This is a genomic window from Solibacillus sp. FSL K6-1554, from assembly GCF_038005185.1.
GTDB classification, from domain to species: Bacteria; Bacillota; Bacilli; order Bacillales_A; family Planococcaceae; genus Solibacillus; species Solibacillus silvestris.
In genome coordinates this window covers 3,151,899-3,167,252 of record NZ_JBBOSS010000001.1, presented here as the reverse complement: position 1 = coordinate 3,167,252, position 15,354 = coordinate 3,151,899, and the positions used below count along the sequence as shown (strand labels likewise).

Annotated in this window: 19 protein-coding genes; 14 read left to right on the top strand and 5 right to left on the bottom strand. The window is 39.3% G+C overall.

Annotation, left to right across the window (positions count from 1 at the left end; translation table 11 throughout):
- Positions 1–44: 44 nt before the first annotated feature.
- Positions 45–461, bottom strand: coding sequence for an NAD(+)--rifampin ADP-ribosyltransferase (arr, locus tag MHB58_RS15820; protein ID WP_014822925.1), 417 nt, complete (start codon positions 459–461; stop codon positions 45–47).
- A gap of 159 nt (positions 462–620) precedes the next feature.
- On the opposite strand from arr, the gene MHB58_RS15815 reads away from it, so the two are divergent.
- Entirely contained in the window at positions 621–1,091 is a 471-nt protein-coding gene (locus tag MHB58_RS15815; protein WP_340735557.1) for a peptide-methionine (S)-S-oxide reductase, read from the top strand.
- A gap of 126 nt (positions 1,092–1,217) precedes the next feature.
- Entirely contained in the window at positions 1,218–1,706 is a 489-nt protein-coding gene (locus tag MHB58_RS15810) for an LURP-one-related/scramblase family protein (protein WP_065216852.1), read from the top strand.
- 75 nt (positions 1,707–1,781) lie between these two features.
- Here MHB58_RS15810 and MHB58_RS15805 read toward each other — a convergent pair whose 3' ends face one another.
- Positions 1,782–2,540 (bottom strand): SDR family oxidoreductase, encoded by a 759-nt coding sequence (locus tag MHB58_RS15805; RefSeq protein WP_340735556.1) that lies wholly within the window; start codon positions 2,538–2,540, stop codon positions 1,782–1,784.
- Between the two features lie 148 nt (positions 2,541–2,688).
- Here MHB58_RS15805 and MHB58_RS15800 point away from each other — a divergent pair, with 148 nt between their 5' ends.
- The 7 genes from MHB58_RS15800 (at position 2,689) to MHB58_RS15770 (ending at position 8,709) form a co-directional block, all read left to right on the top strand.
- Positions 2,689–3,261, top strand: a complete 573-nt coding sequence (locus MHB58_RS15800; protein WP_014822929.1) for a TetR/AcrR family transcriptional regulator — start codon at positions 2,689–2,691, stop codon at positions 3,259–3,261.
- 226 nt (positions 3,262–3,487) lie between these two features.
- Entirely contained in the window at positions 3,488–4,663 is a 1,176-nt protein-coding gene (locus MHB58_RS15795) for an endonuclease (RefSeq protein WP_340735555.1), read from the top strand.
- Positions 4,664–4,746: 83 nt separating this feature from the next.
- Positions 4,747–4,962: a phosphoglycerate mutase gene (locus MHB58_RS15790; RefSeq protein ID WP_065216854.1), complete on the top strand. Its 216-nt coding sequence runs from the start codon at positions 4,747–4,749 to the stop codon at positions 4,960–4,962.
- Between the two features lie 90 nt (positions 4,963–5,052).
- Complete coding sequence (locus tag MHB58_RS15785; RefSeq protein WP_340735554.1) at positions 5,053–5,877, top strand: cupin domain-containing protein; 825 nt, start codon at positions 5,053–5,055, stop codon at positions 5,875–5,877.
- 92 nt (positions 5,878–5,969) lie between these two features.
- Positions 5,970–6,284 carry an excinuclease gene (locus MHB58_RS15780; RefSeq protein WP_340735553.1) on the top strand — a complete coding sequence of 105 codons (315 nt, stop codon included), beginning with the start codon at positions 5,970–5,972 and terminating at the stop codon, positions 6,282–6,284.
- Positions 6,285–6,428: 144 nt separating this feature from the next.
- Entirely contained in the window at positions 6,429–7,949 is a 1,521-nt protein-coding gene (locus MHB58_RS15775; RefSeq protein WP_340735552.1) for a class I adenylate-forming enzyme family protein, read from the top strand.
- A 139-nt stretch (positions 7,950–8,088) separates the two neighbouring features.
- On the top strand, positions 8,089–8,709 hold the full coding sequence (locus MHB58_RS15770) for an NAD(P)-dependent oxidoreductase (protein ID WP_014822934.1): 621 nt from the start codon (positions 8,089–8,091) through the stop codon (positions 8,707–8,709).
- On the opposite strand, the gene MHB58_RS15765 is transcribed toward MHB58_RS15770, so the two are convergent.
- Positions 8,706–8,987, bottom strand: coding sequence for a CC/Se motif family (seleno)protein (locus MHB58_RS15765; protein WP_014822935.1), 282 nt, complete (start codon positions 8,985–8,987; stop codon positions 8,706–8,708). The genes MHB58_RS15770 and MHB58_RS15765 overlap by 4 nt on opposite strands.
- A gap of 332 nt (positions 8,988–9,319) precedes the next feature.
- Complete coding sequence (locus MHB58_RS15760; protein ID WP_008405260.1) at positions 9,320–9,700, bottom strand: PH domain-containing protein; 381 nt, start codon at positions 9,698–9,700, stop codon at positions 9,320–9,322.
- A 230-nt stretch (positions 9,701–9,930) separates the two neighbouring features.
- On the opposite strand from MHB58_RS15760, the gene MHB58_RS15755 reads away from it, so the two are divergent.
- The 3 genes from MHB58_RS15755 (at position 9,931) to MHB58_RS15745 (ending at position 12,620) form a co-directional block, all read left to right on the top strand.
- A complete protein-coding gene (locus tag MHB58_RS15755) occupies positions 9,931–10,338 on the top strand; it encodes a DUF2512 family protein (RefSeq protein WP_340735551.1) in 408 nt (135 codons plus the stop codon).
- A 153-nt stretch (positions 10,339–10,491) separates the two neighbouring features.
- Positions 10,492–11,409, top strand: a complete 918-nt coding sequence (locus tag MHB58_RS15750; protein ID WP_014822937.1) for a LysR family transcriptional regulator — start codon at positions 10,492–10,494, stop codon at positions 11,407–11,409.
- 107 nt (positions 11,410–11,516) lie between these two features.
- A complete protein-coding gene (locus MHB58_RS15745; RefSeq protein WP_340735550.1) occupies positions 11,517–12,620 on the top strand; it encodes a 5-methyltetrahydropteroyltriglutamate--homocysteine S-methyltransferase in 1,104 nt (367 codons plus the stop codon).
- Positions 12,621–12,707: 87 nt separating this feature from the next.
- Here MHB58_RS15745 and MHB58_RS15740 read toward each other — a convergent pair whose 3' ends face one another.
- Positions 12,708–13,160, bottom strand: coding sequence for a HEAT repeat domain-containing protein (locus MHB58_RS15740; RefSeq protein WP_340735549.1), 453 nt, complete (start codon positions 13,158–13,160; stop codon positions 12,708–12,710).
- A 418-nt stretch (positions 13,161–13,578) separates the two neighbouring features.
- On the opposite strand from MHB58_RS15740, the gene MHB58_RS15735 reads away from it, so the two are divergent.
- Positions 13,579–14,316 (top strand): SDR family NAD(P)-dependent oxidoreductase, encoded by a 738-nt coding sequence (locus MHB58_RS15735; protein ID WP_340735548.1) that lies wholly within the window; start codon positions 13,579–13,581, stop codon positions 14,314–14,316.
- A 208-nt stretch (positions 14,317–14,524) separates the two neighbouring features.
- Positions 14,525–15,325: a transporter substrate-binding domain-containing protein gene (locus MHB58_RS15730; RefSeq protein WP_014822941.1), complete on the top strand. Its 801-nt coding sequence runs from the start codon at positions 14,525–14,527 to the stop codon at positions 15,323–15,325.
- The last annotated feature ends 29 nt before the right edge of the window (positions 15,326–15,354 follow it).

The following is a 15,354-nucleotide window of genomic DNA, read 5'->3' as shown; positions in this document are numbered from 1 at the left end:
CAGGTACACACAAGAGCATATTGTGTACCTGGCTTTTTACCGGTTTAATCGTAAATAACATTTTTCCCTTCATCGCTTAACTTCTTTAAAGATGCCAGCATATGATTGATGACTTCATCGGAATGGCGCTCCCAACAACCTAATTCGGCGACTATTTTCAAAGGAGATTTCGAACGATATGAGCGTGTTGGGTTACCTGGGAATCTTTTGTCCGTAACGTTCGGGTCATTTTCGAATTCACCTAATGGTTCAACAATATAAATTCGCTCTTTTGCTGTTGATCTTGCCAATTCGGCACCCCATTTTGCAGCTTCCAATGTTGCGGTAAAGTAAATATAGTTCGATTTCTTATCCTGATAATTGGATAAGTGAAGAGGCTCCAATAGATCCCCGATATTTAGTTCTGCTTTCGTACCATGAAAAAAAGGACCCCGATCGAGGACATCTGTTTGATCTTTCATAGGACACACCCCTTTCATTTTGTATTATCAGTATAGTACGGAAATTTTAAAAGAGTAGTCTAAAAATGTATAGCCTGAAATGGTATACTAATAGTAGAGAGAATGAAAGATCGACATACATAGCACAAAGGACTAGTTTACATAGGGGGAGTGACCGAGATGGAAACTGTATATTTTGCAGGCGGGTGTTTATGGGGCGTACAGGCATTTATGAAAACATTGCCTGGTGTAACACATACTGAAGCGGGAAGAGCAAACGGAACGACAACCACTCTGGACGGCGATTATGATGGGTATGCCGAGTGTGTCAAAACCGAGTTTGATCCGAATGTTGTATCGATGCGCGAATTAATGGGGTACTTTTTTGAAATCATCGATCCGTACAGTGTGAACAAACAAGGCGAGGATGTAGGCGAGAAATATCGAACGGGTGTCTATAGCGAAAACAAAGCACACTTGATTGATGCAAAAGCATTTATTACAGCGAGACCCGATGCTGACCGGATTGTTGTGGAAGTGCTGCCGCTCACTAATTATGTGAGAAGTGCGGAAGAGCATCAGGACCGGTTAACAAGATGTCCGGATGATTACTGCCATATTCCTGAAGCGTTATTAACAAAATATAAATGAAAAAGTGAACCTTCCAGTCAAGTTTGAGATGGAAGGTTCACTTTTATTATTCGCATCAACATTTTAGCAATTGAATCTTTTTTACTCATTTAATCGTAAAGGTATTAACTAGAGGAGGTATTTTGAATGAAACAGCTCTTTATTAAACAAAAGGTTTTCAGTCTTAGCGGGAAATTTACGGTAAAGGATCAGCACGAAAATGATGTATATTTTGTGGAAGGAAGTTTTATGCAAATACCGAAAACGTACTCGATTATGGATACAGCAAGAAATGAAGTCGCACTAATTACGAAAAAGGTGCTCAGCTTGCTGCCAAAATTTTATGTGGAAGTCGAAGGACAAGAGGTATTGACAATCCAGAAGGAGCTCTCGCTTTTCAAGGCGCGCTATTCGGTGAATGCAGTTGGGGTGGAAATTGAGGGAAACTGGTGGGATATGCAATTTGCAGTAAAACAGCATGGGGAAGTCATCGGGCAAGTAAGCAAGGAATGGTTTACATGGGGGGATAGCTACAAGGTAGAAGTACTGAAGGATGACATGGAAAAAATCATCATTGCTATTGTTATTGCAATCGATTGTGTGAAAGCTGATCAGGATGCAGCGGCGTCTGTTTAAAGCAAGAAAAAGAGAGACAAAATCCGAGTGATCTAAGATTTTGTCTCTCTATTTAATCTATCAGCTACATGAAAATTAGTATGCAGTCCAACCAGCATCAGCAGCAATGACTTGTCCGTTGATGAAACTTGAATCATCAGAACCTAGGAATAATGCTAGCTTAGCGATTTCTTCCGGTTGACCAGCGCGCGGCATTGTCCCAAGCCCCGTTTGCTGACGAGCAGCACCAAACTCGGAAATGCCTGTCATCGAAGCTTGAATATTTGTCATTACGCCACCTGGTGCAATTCCGTTGCAACGGATACCAGAATTAGCGTACATATAACCTGTGTTTTTCGTTAAACCAGCTACTGCATGCTTAGAAGCAGTATAAGCTGCACCAGCCCGAGCACCGCGTAGGCCGCCAGCTGAAATGTTGTTCACGATAACACCATGACCTTGTTCAAGGAAGATGTTTGTTGCGATACGCATTGCACGCATCACACCCATAGTATTGACTGAGAAAAGACGATCCCACTTCTCATCAGAAATTTCACCGACTGGCTCCATGCCGTCCATGATTCCAGCGTTGTTTACTAAAATATCTAATTGACCGTATGCTGCTTTTGTTTCTTCAAACATACGCTCGATGTCAGTTAATTCTGCTACGTTAGCCTGGTTGGCGATTGCTTGTCCGCCACCTGCCACGATTGCGTCCGCTACCGTTTTCGCACCTTCACCGTTATAATCTGAAACGACAACTTTTGCGCCTTCTTTTGCATAAAGTTCAGCGATTGCTTTACCCATACCAGAAGCTGCACCAGTTACGATTGCTACTTTGTCTTGTAATTTCATTTGAATTCATCCTCCTGAAATATCATTATTGCACATTTGTACAATAAAATTATATTACACAAAATAAAGCGTTTTCAATCAGCAAAAAACCTTCATGTTGTACGATATCCAACATATTTGCTAGAATTGTACAGTAAAGGAGGTCATCATGAATAAAAACGATCTTCGTGTTATCAAAACGAAAAAAACAATACATAAAGCATTACTGTTATTATTGAAGAAAAAGTCATTGCCTCAAATTAAAATTACCGAGCTTTGTAAAGAAGCAACGATTAACCGGGGCACTTTTTATTTCCATTATCAAAGTGTTGACGATGTGCTGCAGGAATTATTCGAGGAAATTATGATGGATCTACATATTTCTTATGATGAGCCATTTAAAGAAGGACTGGAATTAACCGTCAACGGTCTCAACTTAAACCCAAATTCAGTAAAGATTTTCGACCACGTAAAAAAATACGAGGACTTTTACAAAATTGTATTATCTGAAGATGTATCGATGAAATATTATTACATGCTTTTTGATGAAATCTGTAAGCTGATGAATGAGACCGATTATTTAAAGCATGAACATCAGTTAAATAAATATCTGCATGCCTATAATGCAAATGCCATCATCGGATTACTTATTCAATGGTATTTGAACAACTTTGAAGACTCTGTGGATATGATGAATAACCGCCTTGTGGAAATTGTGAAATTCCGGCAATCGCTAAAGTGAAAATTTCTAATCGCTAGAAAATGGAGTAGTGGACTATTTCATTTTCTAGCCTTTTTGCTTTATAGGCATGCCTAAACTAATTCCATCACATTCTTAACAAGTAATTAAATAATTTAACGATTTTACTTCGAAAATTAACTGAATATTAATAATTTTATGATAATATAAAGAGGAGTTGGTTGGCGTTTGCTGATTGAACTTAAATTGCATAACTAGGAGGAGAAAAATGGTTAAAAATCGAAATGTAACTCTACTGTTTTCTTGGGTACTTATTGTTTTCATTTTAATTCAGCCTCTTCAATCTACTGTTACAAATGCAGCAGCTGGGGACGGGTCATGGTCGACACCTTACTCCGTATCTCAGGCAATCAGCAATCAAAACAACTCCACAAAAACAGTTCAAGGTTATGTGGTGGGACAACCTACATCAACAACGACCGTCCTTACAGGCAGTTTTCCAAATGACTATGCATTGGCTATAGCGGACAATGCGAACGAAACGAATACCGCTAACATGATCTATGTACAGATTCCAACTTCTTTCCGCTCTTCTTACGGATTAAAGTCAAATCCTTCATTAATGGGAGAAAGCGTGAAAATCACGGGCGCCTTGTCAGCATACTTTTCTCATCCTGGATTAAAAAATAGTACAGCTTTTGAAGTAGTGGGGGGAAGTCCTGCCGATCCTGAGCCGACTCCGACACCAAATCCTTCAACGGGTGCCTATTATGATGCAGCTATAGGGAAAACTGGTGCAGCTTTAAAATCGGCTTTGCATAATATTATTGATGACCATACTGAAATTTCGTATTCCAATGTATGGACAGCTCTTCGCGAAACAGATGAAGATCCGAACAATTCGAATAACGTCATCCTACTTTATACAGGCCGCTCCCAAAGCAAATTTACAAACGGCGGGAACGTGAATGACTGGAACCGTGAACATGTTTGGGCAAAATCGCACGGTGACTTTGGCACATCGATGGGTGCAGGAACAGACTTGCATCATTTGCGTCCAACCGATGTCAGTGTCAACGGTACGCGAAGCAATCTTGACTTTGACAATGGCGGAAACGAGCATTCAGAAGCATCCGGCAACTACTATGATTCTGATTCATGGGAGCCAAGAGACAGTGTAAAAGGTGATGTTGCCCGTATGCTATTTTATATGGCGGTTCGCTATGAAGGAGACAGCGGAGAAGTAGATTTGGAATTAAACAATAAAGTCAACAACGGCACAGCTCCTTATCACGGGAAGCTTTCGGTACTGCTCCAATGGCATAAACAAGACCCGGTCGACAATTTTGAACGTACAAGAAATGAAATTATATATACCGATTACCAGCACAACCGTAATCCATTTATCGATCATCCTGAGTGGGCATCGGCTATTTGGGAATAAAATATGAAAAAATACTCTCCTTTAAGCAAAGGGGAGTATTTTTGTGCTTCCTGTTATATAATTTATGGAAGGGAGTGTTATAAATGGGCGAAATAGACATAAGTAAAGAGGCGATCGAAAAGGATTTGGCACTGATTAAAACATGTTTAAGACTCATAAATCAAGCAGTAGTTTTAAGGAAACGCAGCGGCGAAACATTTACCCCTTCGGAAAATGAAGAGTTACATAGAGTAATATCCAAAATTGATAAAGATTTAAACGAACTTAAAATGAACATAAATTATGATACAACCAAATGAAGGGACAGGTAACTATATTCTATAATAGGCGTTTTTAAAACAGTCGCATATGATAGATAATACGATGATTCTGTGAAGGGAATGAAAGAAATGTATTATCAATCTTATGGGTATCCATATCAAGCGCCATATTATGTGAATTCTTCGCCGTATAATTATGTTGGAACCCCGACTTACTGGACATACCCATATGGGGCTGTTTCTATAAATCAATTAAATCCCTCTCCTGTTTCCGGTGGTAATAATGGAATGATGTTAAAGGATTATGGAACGACCCCATTTGTCATCAATATTAACGAGGCATCGAAGCAAAACAATACGTATCGTACGGCTTTATGGACTGGGAAACATTTGCAGCTCACATTAATGAGTCTGGAGCCGGGAGAAGATATTGGACTGGAGATGCATCCGAATGTCGATCAATTTTTACGGATAGAGCAAGGGCAAGGGGTAACTCAAATGGGCAAAAATAAAGATCAATTAGACTTTAGAAGAAATGTCCAGGATGACTTTGCCATTTTTATCCCTGCCGGAACATGGCATAACTTAACGAATACCGGTAATGTCCCACTAAAACTATATTCTATCTACGCTCCACCGAATCATCCATTCGGAACGGTTCACCCTACGAAAGCTGCAGCAATGGCTATGAAAGAAGGCGGAGGTCACAGCAATGAATTCCCTGTTATTTTTGGGAAGACGCCGGATGAATGGATACGGCATACCGAATATTTAGTGAAAGAAGGATTAGAAGATTTTCAAAGAGGGATAAACACTACTCATATTCTTCAGGAATTTATTCTTATGGGCGTTCTAGTAGGAAAAGGATACTCCCCGGAAGAAGCATATGAGACAGTGGGAGAATGGGAACGATCCGGGAAGTCTAAACTTCTGCAGCAAAGCAAAAATATGTAGTGAAGCATTAAGGAACCTGAATGATCTCTTTTGCCTAAACTAACATAACCAACTATAATGAAACGATAGATGGTTATTAAAGGAGATTTTTAATGAATACACGAATGAATCCACGATATAAAATTACACGTCATGATCAGGAAGGGAATCCTACGTTCAGCTTACAGGAATGCCAAAACTTCTTTGCGACAAAATCGGATTTCGTATACCGAGATTTCTATAGTGTCACACAAGACGGTGTCAATATGAAAATTAACGGCCACTTCTTCATGTGGCAATATGAAGGCCAGGAAATACCATTCCGTTTTTACGAAAGCGAGCTGTATGTTGCGGCGGCACATCGGGCAGTTATGGATAAAACGAAGGAAGTAGCGCGCGGCTTGGAAGCGAATTATATTGAAGGTTAATTATTAGGGGATGGGAGATTATTTCTCTCATCTCCTATTTTTTTATGGGCGATTACACTGGATGAGTGAAAGAAGGATTTACTCTCATTAAAGAGAATTAGTTTCTAATAGGAATTTTAATACCGATTAGGAGGATGAGTGGGAATGGATCAACATCAGTTTAGTAGCGAAAACATGTTCATCACGGATTATTTGAAAGCACAAGTGGAACAAACACCTGAAGCAATTGCGGTGGCATTTAATAACGATGAAATCTCATATGAGGCTTTTTACAAAAAGGTTGAGCTTGTTGCAGCATTCGTACAAAGTAAAGGCATGAAAAAAGGAGATATCGTTGCCTCTATGCTGCTAAACTCCGATTTGTTTATGGCGGTGTATTATGGTGTTCAGCTTGCAGGATGTACATTACTTCCGATCAATACGAAGTTGGCACCAGATGAACTGACATATATTTTCAATCATTCAGAAGCAAAAGGATTAATCTATGATGAGCGTCTTGAAGGATCGTTGCAGCAGGTGGAATATGAATTTGAATGGACACAAACACGGACTGAACTGCAAGCAGAGGCTAGTGATAGGGAGCTTCAACCAGTTGAAAACAAAGCGAACGACACGGCATTGGTACTTTATACGTCTGGTACAACAGGGCGTCCCAAAGGTGTCATGTTAACCCACCGTAATGTCATCAGTGCTGTGCAGCAATGGTCGGAACGTATCGCCTATCAAAAGTCAGACCGTGTCTACATTTCAATTCCATTATTCCATTGTGCAGGCTTACATGTAATCGCCGTATCAACGATTTATTGTGGCGCGACATTAGTAATCGATGAAATGTTCATACCGGATCGTACTATTTCTACTATCCTAGAGAAAAAGATTACCGTGTTTTCTGGTGTTCCGACAATGTATGCATTATTACTAAGTAAATTTGATTTTGCGAATCAGGCATTTCCTAATGTAAGGAAAATGGTGTACGGTTCAGCACCAATGCCGCATGAAATTATTAAAAATCTTAAAGAAGCCTTTCCCAAAGTGGAGTTCCATAATTTATACGGTCAAACCGAAAGTAGCCCTGGTGCAACGGAATTGCCAGATGAAGCAGTGCTCACTAAAGCAGGGTCAGTCGGTAAAGCCCTACCGAATACACAGCTGAAAATTGTGGATGCAAACGGTGTAGACCTGCCTGTTGGAGAAATCGGCGAGATTTGCATTAAAGGTGAGCAAATTATGAAGGGTTATTTAAAAAATGATGAGGAAACGATGCAAGTAATTAAAAATGGCTGGCTTTATTCAGGTGATTTAGGCCGGCTCGATGAAGATGGTTACTTATATATTGTAGATCGTAAGAAAGATCTAATTATCCGGGGCGGGGAAAACATTTATCCGATTGAGGTCGAGAATGTATTGTATCAAATTCCGCAAGTAATCGATGCGGCTGTTATTGGCATACCAGATCCAATTTATGGTGAAATTCCTAAAGCCATTGTTGTCCTAGCAGAAGAAGGCGCGATTACAGAGCAGGAAATTATTGACCATGCACGGAGTAAATTAGCGAAATATAAGGTTCCGCACATAGTAGAAATTGTAAAAGAGATGCCTCGTAATCCATCAGGGAAAATTTTGAAACATGTGCTAAGAGCAAAAGAAAAGGAGCACATTATATAAGACGTTAATATAATTTCGATATGGGGAAACAGAAATGAGAAACTAGGCAATCATTGAGTTTCTCATTTTTTTATGAAGACCATTATAATAAAGTAAGTTTAAGGACGTATCTTTATAAGAAAGAAAGAAGGTTTTACAAATGAATTTATTAATTTTAGGCGGAACAGGTCGAGTTGGAAGTCATTTAGTTATGAATGCGCTTCAGGATGGCCATCATGTGACAGCTCTCGTTCGGACACCGGACAAAATTGAAAATCATCATGAAAATTTAACAGTTATTCAAGGGAATGTGCTGAAGAAAGAAGATGTTGAGCGGGCGATGCATGGGGTGGATGTAGTGTTAAGTGGACTGAATACAGATGGGGGAACGACTTTAACCGAAAGTATGCCGCTAGTTATTGATGCAATGAAAAAGGAAGGCATCAAACGTATTATCACAATCGGTACTGCCGGCATCCTGCAAAGTCGGGTCAGCCCGGAACTGCTGCGTTATCAGTCAAGTGAATCAAAAAGAAAGTTAACCCGAGCTGCAGAAGAACACCATAAAGTGTATGAATTGCTTCAACAGTCCGGCCTTGATTGGACAATTGTCTGCCCTACCTATTTGCCGGACGGGGAAAAGCTCGGGAAATACCGTACAGAACGCAATTTTCTACCGGAAGACGGCAGCCAAATTTCAGTTCCGGATACAGCGGATTTTGCCTACAGCTTACTGCAAAGCAGCGATTATATAAAAGCGCGTGTGGGGATCGCTTATTAATTGCTCCCTAACTTTGCCGAAACCATTTTGAAAACCCCGATGCCTGTAAGCTTCAGTGTGATTTTTTCATTATGTGATAGATGCTTCTCAACGAAAACGGACAGGTTATCGATTTTGATTTCGTTATAATTATGCGCATCTTTCGGCTTACCTAAGTGGGTCATCAATTCCTGGACAGGCGGGGCGCAGCAGGCGTTCACCGAAATGGTTTTTACGGAAACCGGCTTGCCTTTTGACTGCATCCATTTTTTCGTATTTGTATCAAGTTCGATTTGCATGAAAGGTTCCTCGCTTTCGTAGAGCGTGTGGTTGGAAGAAGTTCTAATATCACCGCTCAATGTTCTAATAAGCTAAAAAATGTTCTAATAAACGTATGATTTTCTAATATATATGTACGAACTTCTAATAAGTGTACCCGATGTTCAAATATGTCCTGCGGAAGTTCTAATAAGGCACGGAAATGTTCTAATATAACGGAAAATCTTCTAATATCCTTCTTGCTTCTACCATATCATAAATCACAAATGATAAAAGAAACAAAAAAACGAACGATTCTGATTCTCCACGAAAGGAGCCTACAAAATCATTCGTTTTGCGTCTTTCCCAATAATCAAGACGACAAAATATTTTCTGCTAAAACCCGTTGAACCGCATAAATATTTGTAGCTTTGTTAAACTTCTTCTGAATAGGGATGCTGTTACCGGAAATCCAGATTTTTAATTCTGCATCCAAATCGAACGTTCCGGCCGTTTCAATCGAAAAATTTGTAATGCTTTTGTAGGGAATGGACAAGTACTCAGTTTTCTTACCAGTCATCCCCTGTTTATCAACGAGAATCAATCGTTTGTTTGTAAAGATAAACGTATCTCGGATGACTTTATAAGCATGTTTGACCACTTCATTACTCGTGATGATTTCTTCCATTTCCTTTTGAACGTCTTCTGCCTTCAACTCACTGGCATTCCCCATCAAACCGTCAAAAATACCCAATATGTTTCACCTCAACCATTTTGTTTTCTAATCTCTGCTATTTTTTACATTGTTTCTAAAGATATACTTGCAACCGAATAAAATCATTCCAATACAGTAAAACTTTTTGACTAGTGAGTGAAGAGCCGCTACTTTTCTATTAAAAAAATATAGTAATTTTCCGTCGAAATGCGTAAAAATATTAGAATTGGGTATTAAAGCTTTATAACAAAGTTAAGGAGGGATTCTAAATGAATCATGTTAAGGCCTTGGTTATTAAATTTGTGATGATTGCGGCGGTTTTAGGTATTATTCTTGCAGGGATTTTTAATTTCGCATTTAGCGACACGTTAGTAATCAGTTTAGTGTTAACACTTTTAGCTTATGTTGTAGGGGACTTAGGAATTTTCCAAAATACGGGTGCTCGTGCAGAGCAGGATAAAAGAAATATTATCGCCACATTGTCGGATGTCCTGTTAGCAGCTATTGTTATTTACTTTATGGGACTAAGCTTTGCTGAAAATAGTGAAAGTATTGTAGCAGCTGCCGTTGTTTCAGCAGTAGTCATCGGTTTAGGGGAATGGTTCTTCCATAAATACATTGATAAACAAGTATTTGAAGCGGCAGATGCCCCAAGAAATACGCAAAGAGACTATTAATATAGTTTTCAATATACGAAAAGAAGAAATTAGGCGCTTTCTTTTAATAGGAGCGCCTTTTTTGCGTTGGAAAGATTGTTTTTATCGCAGTTGCATTATATGGTAAAGCTTATAACATACGAGACATTTTAAGAGAAAGAAGAGGATAAAAACATGACATTGCAACAATTAAAATATGTAATAGAAGTAGCAAGGAGTCAATCGATCAATAAAGCGGCACAAAGTCTGTTTATTAGTCAACCAAGTCTGTCCAATGCACTAAAAGAGTTGGAGGAAGAACTGGGAATCACGATTTTTCTGCGTTCGAACAAGGGGATTATCATTACAGCTGAAGGCTCGGAGTTTTTAGGATACGCCCGGCAAGTTGTTGAGCAGGCGGAACTTTTAGAAAGTCGCTATACGAATACAACGTCTCCGCAAAAGTTTTTTGGTGTATCTGCCCAGCATTATGCATTTGCGGTAAGTGCATTTGTCCGCTTATTAAAAGACTATGATATCGAAAAATACGAGTTCAGTTTACGAGAAACCAAAACCTATGAAATTATTGAGGATGTCAAAAACTTACGGAGCGAAATCGGCATTTTATATGTCAATGAATTCAATAAAAAAGTAATCAGCAAGTTTTTAGGAGAAGGCAATTTACAGTTTCATGAGCTATTTACAGCAAAGCCGCACATATTTATTAGCTCGGCAAATCCACTATCCAAAAAGGAGTATGTCACATTATCGGACCTGGATCCTTACCCGTACCTTTCCTATGAGCAGGGGGATTATAATTCGTTCTATTTCTCGGAGGAGATTTTAAGCACGCTTTCCAGACCGAAAAATATAAAGGTTACCGATCGTGCCACATTATTTAACTTACTGATCGGGTTAAATGGCTATACGATTTCCACAGGGGTAATCAGTCATAAATTAAACAGTAAAGACATTATAGCGGTTCCTTTAAAGGTGGACGAACAAATTCATGTAGGGTATATAACTCATAAAAATGTTACAAATAGTACAATGGCGAATACGTATATACAGTATTTAAAAGAATCTGTTGAACAAGAAATCGTTCAGTTATAGTTTAAGACTATAACAAAGAATAGGATTTAGGTGTTACGTTATAACAATTTCCCCATGCTACACTAGCTTTACGTTAAGAAAACCAAAGGGAAAGTGGGAGATTGTATATGACGAAAACATTAATAAAGGCACCATTTAGAGCGGATCATGTTGGGAGTTTATTAAGACCGGAGCGAATCCACAAAGCAAGAAAGGATTTCAACGGAGGCAATATTTCGGAACAGGAATTACATGCCATCGAAACAGAGGAAATTAAGAAAATTGTTGATAAGCAAATTGAAGTAGGCCTTCAAGCAGTAACGGACGGAGAATTTCGCCGCAGATTTTGGCATACAGATTTCCTTGAACATTTAAATGGAGTCGAGGGGTATGTTCCAGATTCAGGCTTCTCATTCAAAGGCGAAGAAACCGAAAGATATGATGTGCGGGTAATCGGTAAAATTTCGTTTAACCCAAATCATCCACATATTAAAGATTTTATCGAATTTAAAGAAATAGTTGGAGACCGAGCTGTTGCCAAACAAACCATTCCAAGCCCAAACCAGTTATTTAATGCGGGTATTCGCAATTTGGATATTTATCCGGATATTGAAGAATACTCAAAGGATATTATCAGCACATACCGTGATGCCATCAAAGCCTTTTATGATGCAGGCTGCCGTTATTTACAGCTCGATGATGTGTACATTGCTGGATTGAATGCTCCGGAAATTCCATTCAATGATAGCGGGTATTCCCGTGAAGAGTTAATCGATTTAGCTCTTCGTGTTGCAAATGGAGTATTAGAGGATAAGCCGGAAGATTTAATCATTACGACTCATCTTTGCCGTGGCAACTATCGCTCAAAGTGGGCGTTCGAGGGAAGCTATGCTAAAATTGCGCCAACATTGTTTGCAAAAGAAAAAGTAAATGGATTTTTCCTGGAATATGATGATGATCGTTCGGGTGATTTTGGACCGTTGGATTACATTCCGAATGGTGGATCACAAGTAGTGCTGGGTGTATTCACTTCCAAACATGGTGAATTAGAAGTGAAGGAAAATATTAAAGCTCGTATTGAAGAGGCAACAAAATATGTGCCATTGGAGCAATTATGTATTAGTCCACAATGTGGATTCGCTTCAACTCATCATGGAAATATCCTGACTGAGGATGAACAATGGACGAAACTGAAGTATATTGTCGATATTTCAAAAGAGATTTGGGGATAATTTGAATACAGTTGGCGCCGTGAGAAGGGGCCGGCTGTTTCTACAAAAAAAAGAACACGAAAATCATTTCGTGTTCTCTTTTGCTAATTATTTTCTTGTTTCAGTAGTTTCCCACATATCCTTCAGCCAAGCGTCAAATTGTGCGCCTTTTTCGCCTTCGTATGTGTTGTAAATATCGATACGCATTTTTTCAAGTTTTACTTTGAAGTCTTCATACGTGTGATCTGCCGGTAAGCTTTTCTTAATACGTTTGAAAATTTTGCGAAGGTCTTTGAACAATTCGCCTTTAGGTGCTTCCGATTGTTCCACTTGCTGACCCATTTTCTTTAATTGTTTTGCTGCTGCATCGCGCACTTTCGTTACTAGATCGGCTTTCGCTACATATTGCAAAATTTTGATCGATTCATCGGCTTTAATTTTCGCTAATTCCTGTACTGCATCTAAACGTGCTTCCCAATCTGCTGTACGGTTTACGGCTTTCTTTAATTCACTGAAATTTTCAGGTAATTGTTGTGTTGATTCTTGATTTTGTTGACTCATTATTTTGTCTCCTTTGTCATTGCCTTACTAGCAATGATCCGCTCCATCTATTATAGCATGAAAGTGAAGCAATTACTTGTCGCAATAGATGTACAGATTCGATTGCCGTGAGGATGTTCTAATAAAGCTCTACATTGTTCTAATATCCCGAAAAATCTTCTAATAAAAGTGAGATGTTCTAATATAAATCATATTTTTGCTAATAAGTGCTCCAACTATTCAAATAAACCTAACCGATGTTCTAATATCCCGCGCAACTCTTCTAATATATCCCCAAACCTTTCTAATAAAATCCCGCACCGCTTTCCGAGCAACCTGAAAAACTCCACACCCACTCCAAAAAGGACAACCCGAAGCACGAAATTCCAAGCGATTTCAGTTACACTTTTACTAAGCAATTTATAAAGGAGGAAATCAGATGTTCCAAAACAAAACAGTCGTCATTACAGGTGCGGCGCAAGGTATCGGTCGTTCAGTCGCAACCCATTTCGCAAAGGCCGGTGCCAATGTGGTCATCGCGGATATTGAGCACGACTTAGGTGTCCAGCTGGCAGGGGAGCTTCAAACAGAAGGGTATTCCGCCATTTTTATAGAGACAGATGTGCGCAGTGAAGAGAATGTTCGCCAAACAATGGAGATGGCAGCAAGCCGTTTTGGCGGGCTTCATATTTTGATCAATAATGCGGGGAAAGCGAAATGGATTTCACCGCTGGAATTATCCCTCGAAGACTGGGATGACATCATCCAGACGAATTTGCGCAGCGTCTTTTTATGTTCACGTGAAGCGGCAAAACTTATGAAAAGCGGCGGGGCGATCATCAATCTTGCTTCAACCCGTGCAGTCATGTCCGAACCAAATTCTGAAGGCTATGCTGCATCAAAAGGCGGTATCCTTGCACTGACACATGCGTTGGCAAGTTCTTTCAGTGAGCTGAATATTACGGTAAACAGCATTTCGCCAGGATGGATTGAAACAGGAGATTACGATGTACTCAGACCTACCGACCACGCCCAGCATTTTTCAAACCGTGTCGGCAAACCGGATGATATTGCCCGTGCCTGTCTGTATTTAGCTAACCCGGAAAATGATTTTATTACAGGGACGGATCTGACAATCGATGGCGGGATGACGAAGAAAATGATTTATGAAGAATAATAGTAAGACAGTAAAATTACATGAAAGTGTCAATTTTCCATTTAAGGAAATTGGCACTTTTTTATGTATTTAACCCATTTTACCGTCCGTATTAATTAAAAGTTCTAAATTTAATTATTGTTCAGAAAATAAAGATTGTTTTTGCTGTTACTCTGTTATAATATAAAGCTTATAAAAAAACTAGGAATTAATAATGGAGGCAATTAGAATGAAGAAATTATTATCAATCGTTACATTATCGGCGCTCGTTTTAGCAGCATGTGGTGGCGACAAATCAGATGAAAATGCAAGCGAGGCAAAGAATAAATTAGAGGAAATCCAGGCAGATGGAAAAATTCAAATCGGTCTTGAAGGAACATTCCCTCCGTTCAGCTTCCATGATGAATCAGGTGCATTAACAGGCTTTGAATATGAGATTGCCGATCAAATCGCAAAAGACCTAGGTGTTGAAGCAGAATATGTTGAAACAAAATGGGATTCATTGATCGCAGGATTGGATACAGATAAATACGATTTTGTTATTAACAACGTATCGATTACAGATGAGCGTAAAGAAAAGTACGATTTCTCCGTTCCATATATGAAATCGGAAGCGGTAGTAGCCGTGCACACAGATAATACAGAAATTAAAGAGCCGGCAGACATGAAAGGCAAAAAATCTTCACAAACAATTACAAGTAACTTTGCCCGCGATGCTGAAGCGCTTGGTGCAGAAGTTGTTGCAACAAATGATCTGATGAGTTCAATCGAGCTAGTAGTACAGGGACGTGCAGATGGAACAATCCATGACCGAGTGACATTCCTGACATACTTGCAGGAGCAGCCTGACACGAAGTTGAAAGTGCTGGACGGTGCGATCAATTCAACTGATATCGCATTAATCTTAAATAAAGAAAACGATGAGTTCCGTGAGAAGTTAAATGAAATTATTAAAGAACGTACAGAAGACGGTACATTCGAAGCAATTTCAGAAAAATATTTTGGTGAAAATGTTATTTCAAACAACTAATGGGAAGGTCGTTTCGACGGCCTCCTTTT

What these genes read in the sequence shown, in the direction of transcription:
- arr (WP_014822925.1), bottom strand. Translation starts at nt 461, where the DNA reads ATGAAAGATCAAACAGATGTCCTCGATCGGGGTCCTTTTTTTCATGGT.
- MHB58_RS15815 (WP_340735557.1), top strand. Translation starts at nt 621, where the DNA reads ATGGAAACTGTATATTTTGCAGGCGGGTGTTTATGGGGCGTACAGGCA.
- MHB58_RS15810 (WP_065216852.1), top strand. Translation starts at nt 1,218, where the DNA reads ATGAAACAGCTCTTTATTAAACAAAAGGTTTTCAGTCTTAGCGGGAAA.
- MHB58_RS15805 (WP_340735556.1), bottom strand. Translation starts at nt 2,540, where the DNA reads ATGAAATTACAAGACAAAGTAGCAATCGTAACTGGTGCAGCTTCTGGT.
- MHB58_RS15800 (WP_014822929.1), top strand. Translation starts at nt 2,689, where the DNA reads ATGAATAAAAACGATCTTCGTGTTATCAAAACGAAAAAAACAATACAT.
- MHB58_RS15795 (WP_340735555.1), top strand. Translation starts at nt 3,488, where the DNA reads ATGGTTAAAAATCGAAATGTAACTCTACTGTTTTCTTGGGTACTTATT.
- MHB58_RS15790 (WP_065216854.1), top strand. Translation starts at nt 4,747, where the DNA reads ATGGGCGAAATAGACATAAGTAAAGAGGCGATCGAAAAGGATTTGGCA.
- MHB58_RS15785 (WP_340735554.1), top strand. Translation starts at nt 5,053, where the DNA reads ATGTATTATCAATCTTATGGGTATCCATATCAAGCGCCATATTATGTG.
- MHB58_RS15780 (WP_340735553.1), top strand. Translation starts at nt 5,970, where the DNA reads ATGAATACACGAATGAATCCACGATATAAAATTACACGTCATGATCAG.
- MHB58_RS15775 (WP_340735552.1), top strand. Translation starts at nt 6,429, where the DNA reads ATGGATCAACATCAGTTTAGTAGCGAAAACATGTTCATCACGGATTAT.
- MHB58_RS15770 (WP_014822934.1), top strand. Translation starts at nt 8,089, where the DNA reads ATGAATTTATTAATTTTAGGCGGAACAGGTCGAGTTGGAAGTCATTTA.
- MHB58_RS15765 (WP_014822935.1), bottom strand. Translation starts at nt 8,987, where the DNA reads ATGCAAATCGAACTTGATACAAATACGAAAAAATGGATGCAGTCAAAA.
- MHB58_RS15755 (WP_340735551.1), top strand. Translation starts at nt 9,931, where the DNA reads ATGAATCATGTTAAGGCCTTGGTTATTAAATTTGTGATGATTGCGGCG.
- MHB58_RS15750 (WP_014822937.1), top strand. Translation starts at nt 10,492, where the DNA reads ATGACATTGCAACAATTAAAATATGTAATAGAAGTAGCAAGGAGTCAA.
- MHB58_RS15745 (WP_340735550.1), top strand. Translation starts at nt 11,517, where the DNA reads ATGACGAAAACATTAATAAAGGCACCATTTAGAGCGGATCATGTTGGG.
- MHB58_RS15740 (WP_340735549.1), bottom strand. Translation starts at nt 13,160, where the DNA reads ATGAGTCAACAAAATCAAGAATCAACACAACAATTACCTGAAAATTTC.
- MHB58_RS15735 (WP_340735548.1), top strand. Translation starts at nt 13,579, where the DNA reads ATGTTCCAAAACAAAACAGTCGTCATTACAGGTGCGGCGCAAGGTATC.
- MHB58_RS15730 (WP_014822941.1), top strand. Translation starts at nt 14,525, where the DNA reads ATGAAGAAATTATTATCAATCGTTACATTATCGGCGCTCGTTTTAGCA.